Source organism: Ruegeria sp. BHSC276, assembly GCF_059612945.1.
Genome location: NZ_JBXWRP010000005.1, coordinates 138,283 through 151,299 on the forward strand (window position 1 = coordinate 138,283; position 13,017 = coordinate 151,299).

General features: G+C 64.4%; 13 protein-coding genes. 10 read left to right on the forward strand and 3 right to left on the reverse strand.

From position 1 onward, the window contains the following. Nucleotides 1-175 precede the first annotated feature (175 nt). The 3 genes from pgsA to AC2FMD_RS09745 are packed head-to-tail and all read left to right on the forward strand — an operon-like array spanning nucleotide 176 to nucleotide 1,541. The gene (gene pgsA, locus AC2FMD_RS09735; RefSeq protein WP_496741472.1) at nucleotides 176-844 is read left to right on the forward strand and encodes a CDP-diacylglycerol--glycerol-3-phosphate 3-phosphatidyltransferase; all 669 of its coding nucleotides are present in this window, start codon (nucleotides 176-178) and stop codon (nucleotides 842-844) included. A 3-nt stretch (nucleotides 845-847) separates the two neighbouring features. Beyond that, nucleotides 848-1,093, forward strand: coding sequence for a molybdopterin converting factor subunit 1 (gene moaD, locus AC2FMD_RS09740; RefSeq protein WP_496681834.1), 246 nt, complete (start codon nucleotides 848-850; stop codon nucleotides 1,091-1,093). Nucleotides 1,094-1,097: 4 nt separating this feature from the next. Then, entirely contained in the window at nucleotides 1,098-1,541 is a 444-nt protein-coding gene (locus AC2FMD_RS09745; RefSeq protein ID WP_170342340.1) for a molybdenum cofactor biosynthesis protein MoaE, read from the forward strand. Between the two features lie 4 nt (nucleotides 1,542-1,545). On the opposite strand, the gene AC2FMD_RS09750 is transcribed toward AC2FMD_RS09745, so the two are convergent. The 3 genes from AC2FMD_RS09750 to ubiA all read right to left on the reverse strand — a co-directional run bounded on the left by AC2FMD_RS09750 (nucleotide 1,546) and on the right by ubiA (nucleotide 4,827). Continuing rightward, a complete protein-coding gene (locus tag AC2FMD_RS09750) occupies nucleotides 1,546-1,866 on the reverse strand; it encodes a hypothetical protein (protein ID WP_496681830.1) in 321 nt (106 codons plus the stop codon). Nucleotide 1,867: 1 nt separating this feature from the next. Then, complete coding sequence (locus tag AC2FMD_RS09755; RefSeq protein ID WP_496681828.1) at nucleotides 1,868-3,799, reverse strand: OmpA family protein; 1,932 nt, start codon at nucleotides 3,797-3,799, stop codon at nucleotides 1,868-1,870. Between the two features lie 65 nt (nucleotides 3,800-3,864). Next, nucleotides 3,865-4,827 (reverse strand): 4-hydroxybenzoate octaprenyltransferase, encoded by a 963-nt coding sequence (ubiA, locus tag AC2FMD_RS09760; protein WP_496712245.1) that lies wholly within the window; start codon nucleotides 4,825-4,827, stop codon nucleotides 3,865-3,867. Between the two features lie 12 nt (nucleotides 4,828-4,839). Between ubiA and AC2FMD_RS09765 the strand changes: the two genes are divergently transcribed. The 7 genes from AC2FMD_RS09765 to pheT all read left to right on the forward strand — a co-directional run bounded on the left by AC2FMD_RS09765 (nucleotide 4,840) and on the right by pheT (nucleotide 13,006). Further along, on the forward strand, nucleotides 4,840-5,565 hold the full coding sequence (locus AC2FMD_RS09765) for a 16S rRNA (uracil(1498)-N(3))-methyltransferase (protein WP_496741474.1): 726 nt from the start codon (nucleotides 4,840-4,842) through the stop codon (nucleotides 5,563-5,565). A gap of 157 nt (nucleotides 5,566-5,722) precedes the next feature. Beyond that, on the forward strand, nucleotides 5,723-6,250 hold the full coding sequence (locus tag AC2FMD_RS09770) for a hypothetical protein (protein WP_496712247.1): 528 nt from the start codon (nucleotides 5,723-5,725) through the stop codon (nucleotides 6,248-6,250). 77 nt (nucleotides 6,251-6,327) lie between these two features. Beyond that, nucleotides 6,328-7,698: a glutamate--cysteine ligase gene (locus tag AC2FMD_RS09775; protein WP_496741476.1), complete on the forward strand. Its 1,371-nt coding sequence runs from the start codon at nucleotides 6,328-6,330 to the stop codon at nucleotides 7,696-7,698. A 112-nt stretch (nucleotides 7,699-7,810) separates the two neighbouring features. After that, the gene (locus AC2FMD_RS09780; RefSeq protein WP_496794966.1) at nucleotides 7,811-8,878 is read left to right on the forward strand and encodes a Hint domain-containing protein; all 1,068 of its coding nucleotides are present in this window, start codon (nucleotides 7,811-7,813) and stop codon (nucleotides 8,876-8,878) included. Between the two features lie 73 nt (nucleotides 8,879-8,951). Next, nucleotides 8,952-10,025, forward strand: coding sequence for a phenylalanine--tRNA ligase subunit alpha (gene pheS, locus AC2FMD_RS09785; protein ID WP_496794967.1), 1,074 nt, complete (start codon nucleotides 8,952-8,954; stop codon nucleotides 10,023-10,025). Further along, nucleotides 10,026-10,433 carry a hypothetical protein gene (locus AC2FMD_RS09790; RefSeq protein WP_496794968.1) on the forward strand — a complete coding sequence of 136 codons (408 nt, stop codon included), beginning with the start codon at nucleotides 10,026-10,028 and terminating at the stop codon, nucleotides 10,431-10,433. It abuts the gene before it with no gap. Between the two features lie 176 nt (nucleotides 10,434-10,609). Beyond that, a complete protein-coding gene (gene pheT, locus AC2FMD_RS09795) occupies nucleotides 10,610-13,006 on the forward strand; it encodes a phenylalanine--tRNA ligase subunit beta (protein ID WP_496794969.1) in 2,397 nt (798 codons plus the stop codon). Nucleotides 13,007-13,017 lie beyond the last annotated feature (11 nt).

The following is a 13,017-nucleotide window of genomic DNA, read 5'->3' on the forward strand; positions in this document are numbered from 1 at the left end:
TGGCTGCCGATACCCGCGCAACCTGACCCGTTCTTCGCGCCGCGCCAAGGGGGAAACGGTCATCGAGCGGCGGCCTGCGACGGAATGATCTGCCGTGGCCCAAACACCTGCGTTCTGGGCAGTTTTTTGTTATGCCGTCTTTTCTGTTCCCGGCCATGGTTGTAGGGTCCGGCGCATGAAGTGGAACCTGCCGAATATTCTGACTTTGCTGCGCCTTCTGGCCGCGCCCGGCCTGGCGGTGATGTTTCTGTATTTCACGCGGCCCTATGCCGATTGGTTCGCGCTGATCCTATTCCTGTCGGCGGCCATAACCGATTGGTTCGACGGCTATCTGGCGCGCGCGTGGAAGCAGGAAACCAAGATGGGCGCGATGCTGGACCCGATCGCCGACAAGGCGATGGTGGTGATCGCGCTAATGATCCTGGTGGGCTATTCGACCGAGCACTGGACGCCCTGGCTGGTGCTGCCCGCCACCGTGATCCTGTTCCGCGAGGTCTTCGTCTCGGGCCTGCGTGAGTATCTGGGCGACGTGGCCGGAACTCTCAAGGTCACGAAGCTGGCCAAATGGAAGACGACCGCGCAGATGGTGGCGATCGCCGTGCTGTTTTCGCAAGGCATTTTCGAGCACTATTTCGTCATGTCTACCTATGGCATGGATACCGACCTGATCGACCAGATCCTGTCGGGCCAGGTCGAGGACATCTCGGGCCTGCAATGGAAGCTGGATGGCATGTTCTGGTCGGGCCGCATCGGGTTGTGGCTGCTGTGGGTCGCGGCGACGCTGACATTGATCACCGGCTACGACTACCTACGTAAAGCCTTGCCCCATTTGAAGGAGGGCTGACGCATGGATGTCTTGTATTTCGCTTGGGTCCGCGAGCGGATCGGCGTGCCGAAGGAAAAGGTCGAAACCAGCGCCGCCACGGTGTCCGATCTGGTGGCGGAACTCAGCGCCCGCGAAGACCGCTATGCGGCGGCGTTTGCCGACCTGTCGGCCCTGAGGGTTGCGCTGGATCAGGAACTGTCGGATTTCGACGCGCCCCTGACCGGTGTCCGCGAAGTGGCCTTTTTCCCACCCATGACCGGCGGGTAGGGCGATGCGGATTTCCGTCCAGCAAGAGCCGTTCGATCTGGGGGCCGAGGCCAATGCCTTTGCCGCGGGTGACACGGCCAATGGCGCCATCGTCACTTTTACCGGCGTCGTGCGTGATCTGGCGCAGACCGATCTGGCCTGCATGGAGATCGAGCACTATCCCGGGATGACCGAACGCGCCATCGCCAAGATCGCCGAGGAAGCCAAAAACCGGTGGTCGCTGGGTGATGTGCTGGTGATCCATCGCCATGGGCGGCTGGCTCCGGGCGACCGGATCATGATGGTCGCAACGGCAGCCCCGCACCGCAAGGATGCGTTCGAAGCCGCTGAATACCTGATGGATTACCTGAAATCCCGCGCCCCGTTCTGGAAGAAGGAAATCACTGCATCCGGGGCCGATTGGGTTGCCGCCAAGGACGAGGACGAGGACGCTCTGTCGCGCTGGTAGGCGCTCAGTCGGCGTTGTTGATCCGGCCGCGCAATTCCTCGGCTTCCTCACGTGCGGCGCGCAGCCCGTCCATGGCCGCGGCCAGCTCGGCCTCGGTCTGGGTCAGTTGGTTGGTCAGTTCCGCCTCGCGCTGCTGCAGATAGGTGATGGCCTGATCGCGCGCTTCTTCGGCCTCGTGCAACTCCTGGCTCATGCGGTCCAGATCAGCCACGTCGCTCTGCCGGACCCGGGTCAGACGATGCACCAGCCAGTTCGCGAACCAGCCCATGCAGAAGGCTGCGAACAGGATCAGGGCGGTGGCGATGATGAATTCGGTTCTGTTCAACTTACTGGTCCTCTGCGTCCGTGTCGGACACGTTTTCTTGTGCGTTGTCTTGCGCTTGCTCGGTTGCTTCCGCCCCGGCCGGAGTTTCCAGCGCCTCGAGCCCGGTTTCCTCGGGGGCGACCGGTTCGGGCCTGATCAGGAGAAACTCGATCCGGCGGTTCTCTTCGCGGCCTTCTTCGGTTCCGTTGTCTGCGATCGGCTGGGCTTCACCGTACCCCACGGCCGAAAAGCTCGAGGTCGGCACCCGCCGGGCGCGCAATTCGTTCAGAATGGACTGCGCGCGTGCCTGGCTGAGAGTCTGGTTCATTTCCTCGCGGCCCTGACTGTCGGTGTGGCCCTGGATTTCCATTCGGATCGGTCCGCATTCGCGCAGGATGTCGGCGATCCGGTTCAAACTGTCGCGTGAGTCGGCAGAGACCGTGGCCGAGCCCGGCTCGAATGTGATCTTTCGCTCGGACTGGACCTGGGCGATGCGGGCGATGCAGTCCTCGGGGTCGGGCAGGGCGTCTTCGGGCTCGGGGGCAGGTTCATAGGTGATCGACAGGTCGAAATCCTGCCCTTCGCCCAGTTTCTCGGACAGCAGGCCGGCGATCTGGGCCCGTGTAGTCTCATCATGGCTCATACCGGAAATCGCCACCGTGTCTGGCGTTACTGTAAGAACGCCATTGTTCAGCCAGGACAGGGCTTCAAGCCCGGCCAGGACCCGTACGGGCCAGGATTGGGGCAGGCCGTCGACAACGCGGGCGGCGGCATGAACCACGTCGGATCCGAACGCAGCGCGGGCATAGCTGTCGATCATCTCGCGTTGCAGTTCGTCACCAAGGCGCCCGCGCAGCTGCACCAAGCCTTCCGGGCTGCGCGTCGCGGTGAATTCGACCGGGCCGTCCTGCTTGTCGGTTTCGGGTTTCTGCAGCACTGCATGCAGGGCGAAAACCTCGGGCAGGGCGTTTTCCAATTCGCCCACGACCCTCTCGAACAAGGCCGGATCGGTGCTGGGTTCGGCGATCAACGAGATGTCGGCATCCGACAGCGTCACCGAGCCGCGCCCGATTTCGGCCAGCGCCTTGATGCTCAGCGCGGCGGCGGTGGCCCAACGGGGTGAAGGCACGCCCAGCCCGATCGTACAGGAATAGGGCCCGGTCAGCCCGGCCTGTTGCGCGGCGGCGATGATGGCATCGCGGGCCTGTTCATCCTGCGCCGAACAGGCATCGAACCGCCCGCCCTCGTCCGTGACCAGATAGCGCAGGGTAAACGGCGTGATTACCGGACGCGGCGCCGAGATCGCCAGCCCGATGCGCAGGCCGGGCGGCGCGGCGCGGGTCAGTTCCTGTTCCAGCGTTTCCTTTTCTTTCCGGCTGTTGGCAATGGCCGTGATCTTGACCAGTTCGGGGCTGGCCGAGATCTTGGCCCGCGGGAGCCTCGACAGGGCCAGCACGGCATAGTCGATGGCGGCATCCCAGCCTTTGGGTTTGGGGTAGTCGGCGGTTTCCATCAGGTCCGATACCGAAACGCTTGTGTCCAGCCTTTGCAGCCGCTGCACCAATGCGTTTCGGTCCACGCTGGCCGGGATCAGGCCGATCACCGAAATGCCGCTGTCATTGCGCAGGATTTCGGCCGAGAAGCGCGGCGGCGCGAGGTCGGCGGTGGGCGCCACGTCCATCTCGTCGATGACGCGCGAAGTATCCACCTCGGATCCTGCGGCGGTCAGTGCGGCAAAGCGGGTGGCCTCGTCGGGCGCCGTGCCGGTCAGAACGACGCGCAACCCGTCGGCCTCGACCTCGGCCCATTCGTGACCTTGCAGGCTCAGCGCCCTGCGTACGGCCAATTCCGAGTCTTCCTCGACCCGGGTCACGGCGAAACTGGCGGCCAGCAGGCAGAGGGCGGCCGACAGGGCAAAGACCACGGCTGATGTCAGGAAGTAGGGCAGGCGCATGGACAGGCTTCGATCTTCTCGGGCGATTGAGGTCGGGTTTTACAGGCTGCGGTACAGCGGTGCAATCACAGCAGCAATGCGACGCAAAGGAAGATGAGCGGAATCAGGCCGGTATCCCGGTTGGCGCGAAACAGTTGCAGCAGTTTCGCGTTGTCTTCGATGTCCAGCCCGCGCAGTTGCCACGCCATGTGCCACCCCATCGCCCACGGCCCGCCGATGGCCACGACCAGTGCCAGGAAACTGGCATCGGGCAGGGCGGCCTCGACGATGGCCAGCCCCATCAGCGCCACGGTCGCCACAAGGAAATACTTCAGCCATTTCGCGGTGTCGGTCCCGAACAGGCGCGCGGTGGACTTGATGCCGATCAGCTCGTCATCCTCGGCGTCCTGGTGGGCATAGATCGTGTCGTAGAACAGCGTCCAAGCGATGCCGGACAGGTACAGCAGGATCGCGGGCCATTCGACCGTGCCGCGATGCGCCGCCCAGGCCAGCAGGGCGCCCCAGTTGAAGGCCAGCCCCAGAAACACCTGCGGCCACCAGGTGAAGCGCTTGGCATAGGGATAGATCGTCACCGGCAGCAGTGACAGGACGCCCATCGCGATGGCCGCCTGGTTGAAGGTCAGCAGGATCGCGAGCGCCAGAAGGCACTGGATGCCCATCCAGATCACGGCCTGCCGCACGCTGACCTGACCCGAGGGGATGGGCCGCGAGCGCGTGCGGGCGACCTGTGCGTCGAACTTGCGGTCGGTGATGTCGTTCCAGGTGCAACCCGCGCCACGCATCAGAAAGGCCCCGGCCGCGCACCCCGCGGCAATCCAGAGGTCGCCCCACCGCGGCTGACCGTCATGCAGGATCGCCAGCGCCAGGCCCCACCAGCACGGTATCAGCAGCAGCCACGTCCCGATCGGCCGGTCCGCGCGCGACAGCCGCAGATAGGGGCGGGCAAAGGCCGGGGCGCGGGTATCGACCCAGTTGCCGGTAACGGCGTCGGCGACCTGACCGTCTGGTGTTGGGGCATTGCCTTGCATATGTAGGGTCTCATGAGTGCGAAGATCAGGCTGTATGTAGATCACCCTTTGGGTGCGGGGCAATCGGTTCCTTTGACGCGCGAGCAGGCCCATTACCTGTTCGGCGTGATGCGTCTGGCCGTGGGCGGGCAGGTGGCCCTGTTCAACGGCCGCGATGGCGAGTGGCTGGCGCAGGTGGCCGAGGCGGGCAAACGCGGCGGCGTTCTGAGCTGTCTTGAACAGACCCGACCACTGCAACTGCCGCCGGACCTGTGGCTGCTGTTTGCTCCGATCAAGAAGGCGCGCACCGATTTCATCGTCGAAAAGGCGGCCGAGATGGGGGCCGCGAAGATCATGCCGGTCCAGACCGCCTTCACCAATTCCGAACGCATCCGCCAGGACCGTCTGCAGGCCCACGCGGTCGAGGCGGCCGAGCAATGCGGCGGCACCTTCGTGCCCGAGGTCTGCGACCTACAGCGGCTGGACAAGCTTTTGGACAACTGGCCCGACGGCCGCCAGCTGATGTTCTGCGACGAGGCCGAGGCCGGGTCGGCCCTGCGCCTGGCCGCGCAGGACAAGGGTCGGCCCTGGGCCATCCTGATCGGCCCCGAGGGCGGGTTTTCCGATGCCGAGCGCCAGCGGCTGAAGGATCTGCCGTTCACGCATGTGGTCAGCCTGGGGCCGCGAATCCTGCGGGCCGATACGGCGGCGGTGGCCGCGATGACCCTTTGGCAGCAGTCGCTGGGGGATTGGTCCTGATGCGGCGCCCGGCGCGGCTACGCGAACCCGCTGACGTCCGAAGGGCCGTATTGTTTTTGGCTTCACAAGCCGCCATGCGTGCTTATGTTGCGATTGGGTTTGCCCCTGCTGGGACCTTTTCACTGGTCCTGTTCAGCGATCAGATGGAGGCCGCGTCATGAGTTTTATCCGACCCGAAGCCAAACTGGCCCTGTGGCGCTGGCGCGAGGTGCTGGCCGCCGGGTTCGTTCTGATCCTTGGCCTCAGCTGGATCGGCGGTCCGGGCGGGTTGCTGGGCTGGTTGGGCTGGGTGCTTGTGGTGGTCTCGGTCGCGCTGGCCGTGATCGGCATACAGCGCGCGCGGTTCCGGCTGGGCGCGGGCGGGCCGGGCCTGGTGTCTGTGGATGAAGGGCAGATTGCCTATCTGGGGCCGTTGGACGGCGGCATCGTCGCCACCCGCGAAATCGAGAGCCTGACGCTGGACCCCACCGCCAGCCCCGCGCATTGGGTGCTGCAGCAGCCCGGCCAGCCGCCGCTTCACATTCCCGTGAATGCCGAGGGGGCCGAGGCGCTGTTCGACGTGTTCTCGGCCCTGCCGGGGCTACGGACCGAGCGGATGCTGTCGGAACTGAGGGCCGGGGCGTCGCATCCGGTGGTGATCTGGGAACGCCACCCCTCGCGTCCGGCACACATCCGATTGAACTGAGGATGCATTGACACCGGGGGAGATTGCGACCACCACTGACCCCCACGACTCGACACATCAGGATCGGAGCACGGTTCATGTCCATCCCTCAGTCCGGCGGCGGGCCGATCGAACGCCACGAACAACTGGCCGAATACCTGGCCGATGGCTGCAAACCCAAAAGCGAATGGCGCATCGGGACCGAGCACGAGAAATTCGGCTATTGCAAGGACACGCTGAAGCCGCTGCCCTATGAAGGCGAACGCTCGATCCTGGCGGTGCTGGAGGGGCTGCGCGACGGGCATGGCTGGACCCCGGTGGAAGAGGCGGGCAAGCTGATCGGGCTGGAAAAGGATGGTGCCAATGTCTCGCTGGAACCGGGCGGGCAGCTGGAACTGTCGGGCGCGCCACTTGAGACCATCCACGAGACCTGCGACGAGGTGAACGCGCATCTGCGTGACGTGAAGGACATCGCCGACAAGATCGGCGTGGGCTTCATCGGGCTGGGCGCCGCACCGATCTGGAAGCACGAGGACATGCCGCTGATGCCCAAGGGCCGGTATGTCCTGATGAACGACTACATGGAAAAGGTCGGCGACATGGGCCGCGCCATGATGCGCCGGACCTGCACGGTTCAGGTCAACATCGATTTCGGCTCCGAGGCGGACATGGTGCAGAAGCTGCGCGTGGCGCTGGCTCTGCAGCCGGTGGCGACCGCGCTGTTTGCCAACTCGCCCTTCTTCGAGGGCAAGCCCAATGGCCACAAAAGCTGGCGCAGCTATATCTGGCGGCATTTGGATGACGCGCGCACCGGCATGTTGCCCTTCGTGTTCGAGGACGGCTTCGGGTTCGAGCGCTACGTAGAATATGCCTTGGATGTGCCGATGTATTTCGTCTATCGCGACGGCAAGTATATCGACGCGCTGGGCATGTCGTTCCGCGATTTCCTGCAGGGCAAGCTGCCCGCGCTGCCGGGCGAGACGCCGACGCTTTCGGATTGGGCCGACCACCTGACCACCGCCTTCCCCGAGGCGCGGATCAAGAAATTCATGGAAATGCGCGGGGCTGACGGCGGCCCGTGGCGCCGCCTGTGCGCGCTGCCCGCCTTCTGGGTGGGGCTGACCTATGACCAGTCCGCGCTGGATGCCGCATGGGATTTGGTCAAGGGCTGGGACGCCGAAACCCGCGAGGGGCTGCGCGTGGCCGCGGCCCGGGACGGGCTGCAGGCGCAGGTCGGCGGCATCAACATGCACGATCTGGCGCGCGAGGTGTTGGCCATTGCCGAGTCCGGCCTGAAGGCGCGGGCGCGGCCGGGTGCGGGTGGGCTTGTCCCGGACGAGACGCATTTCCTGAACGCGCTGAAGGAAAGCATCCAGTCCGGCAAAGTACCGGCCGACGAACTGCTCGAGCATTACCACGGCGACTGGCAGGGCGATCTGACGCGGATCTACCCCGAATACAGCTACTGACCGCGACCTGTTGCAATTAGGGGCCTGTTAGCCACTTTCCCGCATCGCGCCTTGTTCGGCGGCGGCGTTTGCGCGATATATTCGGGTCAGGTTTTCCGAGCGTGGTACTGACATGGCGCGTATCAGTGAGCTGCACTATTCCAATGCCTATGCCGCGAGTTCGGGCGTGTCCGAGTTCCTGGAGGTGTCACTTCGCCCGGACGAAGACCCGGCGGATTTCACCGTGTCCTTCTATCAGGCCAACGGGCAGGTCGGGATCGAAATTCCGCTGGACGATCCGGCCATTCAAGTCACCGTGGACCCGGACAACAACGAGATCGTCTATGTCATCTCGGCCGATGATTTCCCGATCCTCTTGACCGACCCGAATGGCGGCGGCCCCAACAATTACGAAGCCTATGCGCTGACCAACACCGCCACGGGTGAGGTGATCGATTTCTACGACATCGGTGGCGGCACGCAGAACATCGTCGCGTTCGATGGGCTGGCGGCCGGGGAAACCTCGGTCAACCTGCCGGTGCTGGTCGGGCCGAACCAGACCACGACGACCCTGCAGTTCAACCAGCCCGATCCTGACACGCTGACATATGGCCCCTTATCGCCCGGGGATACCGGGGCCGCCTGTTTCACGGCAGGAACCTTGGTGGATACCCCCGAGCGGCCCCGCCGGATCGAGACGCTGCAGCCCGGCGACACGGTCCTGACCGTCGATGACGGCCCCTGCCGGGTGCGTTGGATCGGTGGCCGCACGGTGCGCGGTGTCGGCCGGTTCGCGCCGGTGCGCATCCGCGCGGGTGTTCTGGGCGCCACGACAGACATTCTGGTCTCGCCCCAGCACCGCATTCTTTTCGGCGGCTGGCAAGCCCAGCTTCTGTTCGGCGAGGATGAGGTTCTGGTTCCGGCCAAGTCGCTGGTCAACGGCGATACCGTCACCGTGCAGCCCTGCGACATCGTCCGCTATGTCCACCTGTTCTTCGACCGGCACCAGCTGGTCACCACTTCGGGTCTTGTGTCCGAGAGCTTCTTTCCGGGGCAGGAGGCGCTCGCGGGGCTGGAACAGGAGGCCGCACGCGAACTGTTTGCGCTGTTCCCCGAACTTCGGACCCATCCGCAGGGCTATGGCCCCACGATCCGCCCGGTCCGGTGTGATCGACAGGCAGCGGTTCTGCGCGCGACCTGATCGCGCGGCCCGGCCCTCTTGCTTTCGCGCGCTGCTGTGATAGCAGGACAGCAACAGAATTCAGGGGACCGTCATGGACGATCTTAAGGCAAAATACCTGGGTCAGATCGCTGACGCAGGCGACGAAAGCACGCTGGAAGCGATCCGCGTGGCCGCGGTGGGCAAAAAGGGCGAAGTGGCGCTGAAGATGCGCGAACTGGGCAAGATGACGCCCGAGGAACGCCAGGTCGCCGGCCCCGCGCTGAACGCGCTGAAGGACGAGATCAACGCGGCGCTGGCCGCCAAGAAGGCCGCATTGGCCGATGCCGCGCTGGATGAACGTCTGCGGACCGAGTGGCTGGACGTGACGTTGCCCGTGCGCCCGCGCCGCCAGGGCTCGATCCACCCGGTCAGCCAGGCCACCGAGGAGCTGACCGCGATCTTTGCCGAGCTTGGCTTTTCCGTCGCCGAAGGCCCCCGGATCGAAACCGACTGGTACAATTTCGACGCGCTGAACATCCCCGGCCACCACCCCGCGCGGGCCGAGATGGACACGTTCTACATGCACCGCGCGCCGGGCGACAATCGCCCGCCGCATGTGCTGCGCACCCATACCTCGCCGGTGCAAATCCGCTCGATGGAGAAGCAGGGCGCTCCGATCCGCGTGATCTGCCCGGGCGGCGTCTATCGCGCCGACTATGACCAGACCCACACGCCGATGTTCCATCAGGTCGAAGGCCTGGCCATCGACAAGGATATCTCGATGGCGAACCTGAAATGGGTTCTGGAGGAATTCGTCAAGGCGTTCTTCGAGGTTGACGACGTCGAACTGCGCTTCCGCGCCTCGCATTTCCCGTTCACAGAACCCTCGGCCGAGGTCGATATCCGCTGTTCGTGGGACAACGGCCAGCTGAAGATCGGCGAGGGCGACGACTGGATGGAGATTCTGGGCTCCGGCATGGTCCACCCCAAGGTGATCGCCGCCGGCGGGATCGATCCCGAGGTCTATCAGGGCTTTGCCTTCGGCATCGGCATCGACCGTCTGGCGATGCTGAAATACGGCATCCCGGATCTGCGGGCGTTCTTTGATTCCGACCTGCGCTGGCTGCGCCACTATGGGTTTGCGGCGCTGGATATGCCGAACCTGCATGGGGGACTTAGTCGGTAGATGCTTGGCTGGCTTTTTGGGAAAAAGGGCGATGGTAGTCAGCAATCGCCGCGCCGAATAAAGCTAGATGGCGACGGTTCATACAGCCAAGAGATCGTAGGCGAGTCATTCTATCAGAGCGCCCTGGAGCAGATCGCGGGACCTAAGACTGAGGGTGGAAAAGAACTTCTTTGTGTCGCCGTCCTAATCTGCGAATCCGACAATCCGCACGATGAAAACGCGGTAGCTGTTACGATCAATGGCAAAAAGGTAGGTCACCTGTCGCGCGATGACGCCGTTTCTTGGCGGCGAATGCTAAAGAAAAGGCTGGGCTGCTTGCCAGAAGTCGAACTGGACGCTGTGATTGTAGGCGGGTGGGACGACGGTATCAGCGAAGGTCACTACGGCGTAAAGCTTGATTTGGGATAGGCGACGCCTTAGATCTCCCAGAGTTTCTCAATAAGGTTCCGATGCGGTCTGGCGATGGCGCGGCTTGGCGCAAAGCGCACAGGTTGGGCCATCCACCCCGCCCAAGGCTTGCACCTTGGCCCATTCTTTGCCATTGCCTGTGCCGACTGGATGTTTGCCAAAAAAGGCCGCGTGCAATGAAATTCACCCTCTCCTGGCTGAAAGACCACCTGGACACCGACGCCTCGGTTGACGAAATCGCCGAGGCGCTGACCGATCTCGGGCTCGAGGTCGAAGAGGTCATCAACCCCGCCGAGCGGCTCAAGGATTTCACCCTCGGTTACGTGAAACATGCCGAGAAGCACCCCGATGCCGACCGGCTGCGTGTCTGCAAGGTCGAGACCGACGAGGGCGAAAAGCAGATCATCTGCGGCGCCCCGAATGCGCGCGAAGGCATCACCGTGGTCGTCGCCAAGCCCGGCACCTATGTGCCCGGCATCGACACCACCATCCAGGTCGGCAAGATCCGCGGCGTCGAAAGCTTTGGCATGATGGCGTCCGAGCGCGAGCTGGAACTGTCGGACGAGCACGACGGCATCATCGAGCTGCCCTCGGGCGAGGTGGGCCAGCGGTTCGTCGACTGGCTGGCCGAGAACGACCCCGCCAAGATCGACCCGGTGATCGAGATCGCCATCACCCCCAACCGCCCCGATGCGCTGGGCGTTGCGGGCATCGCGCGCGATCTGGCGGCGCGGGGTCTGGGCAAGTTGAAGCAGCGCGACTATGCCCCGGTGCCGGGGGATTTCGAAAGCCCGATCAAGGTGACGATCGAAGACGACACGCTGGATGGCTGCCCGCATTTCACCGGCCGCCTGATCCGCGGCGTCAAGAACGGCCCCAGCCCGCAATGGCTGCAGGATCAGCTGAAGGCGATCGGCCTGCGTCCGATCTCGGCCTTGGTGGACATCACCAACTACATGACCTTCGACAGCAACCGCCCGCTGCACGTCTTTGACGCCGACAAGGTCAAGGGCAACCTGCGGGTGCACCGCGCCAAGGGCGGTGAGAAGCTGGTGGCGCTGGATGAAAAGGAATACACGCTGCAGCCCGGCATGATGGTGATTTCCGACGACAACGGCCCGGAATCCATCGCCGGCATCATGGGCGGGCAAGAGACCGGCTGTACCGAAGACACGGTGAACGTGTTCCTGGAAAGCGCCTTTTGGGATCATGTCCAGATCGCGCTGGCGGGGCGCGCGCTCAAGATCAACTCGGACGCGCGATACCGGTTCGAACGCGGGGTCGATCCGGCATACACGCTGGAAGGGTTGGAGCACGCGACCCAATTGATCCTGGATATCTGCGGCGGTGAGGTTTCGAAGGTGGTCGAAGCCGGCAAGGCGCCGGACCATTCGCGCGCCTATCGGCTGGATGCCGCGCGGGTGCAGTCGCTGGTGGGCATGGACATCCCCGAAAGCGAGCAGCGCCAGACCCTGACGCGGCTGGGCTTCCGGCTGGAAGGCGATATGGCCCATGTGCCCAGTTGGCGCCCCGACATCCAAGGCGAGGCCGATCTGGTCGAGGAGGTTGCCCGCATCGCTTCGCTGACCAAGCTGCAGGGCAAGCCGCTGCCGCGCGTCACGGACGGTATTCCCAAGCCGGTCATGACTCCGGCCCAGCGGCGTCAGTCGATGGCGCGGCGCACTTGCGCGGCGCTGGGGTACAATGAATGCGTCAGCTATACCTTCATCGATAGGGCCTCGGCCGCGCTGTTCGGCGGCGGCGATGACGCGACAATGCTGGAAAACCCGATCTCGTCCGAAATGAGCCACATGCGCCCGGACCTGCTGCCCGGCCTGCTGCAGGCCGCGGCCCGCAACCAGGCGCGCGGCTTTGCCGATTTGGCCTTGTTCGAGGTCGGCCCCGTCTTTTTCGGCGGTGAACCCGGCGAGGAACGCACCCAGATCGCGGGCCTTCTGGTCGGACGGACCGGACCCAAGGATGTGCATGGCACCACCCGCGCGGTCGACGTGTTCGACGCCAAGGCCGATGCCGAGGCTGTGCTGGCCGCCATCGGTGCCCCGGCCAAGGTGCAGATCCTGCGCGATGGCGATGCCTGGTGGCATCCGGGCCGCCACGGCAAGATCTGCCTGGGCCCCAAAAAGGTGCTGGGCGTGTTCGGCGAACTTCATCCGCGCGTGCTGCAGCAGCTGGACATCAAGGGTCCGGCCGTGGCCTTCACCATCTGGCCGGACGAGGTGCCGCTGCCGCGCAAATCCGGCACCACCCGCTCGGCGCTGGAACTGCGCGACCTGCAGGCGGTCGAGCGTGACTTTGCCTTTGTCGTCGATGCCGATGTCGAGGCGCTGACGCTCGTGAATGCCGCTGCCGGAGCCGACAAGGCGCTGATCGAAGAGGTGCGCGTGTTCGATGAGTTCATCGGCGGCAGCTTGGGTGAGGGCAAGAAATCTCTGGCCATCACCGTTCGTCTGCAGCCGACGGAAAAGACTCTGAAGGAAAAAGACATCGAGACGGTGGCGGAAAAGATCATCGCCAAGGTCACCAAGGCCACCGGCGGGGTTCTGCGCGGCTGAGGTGGCGTGAA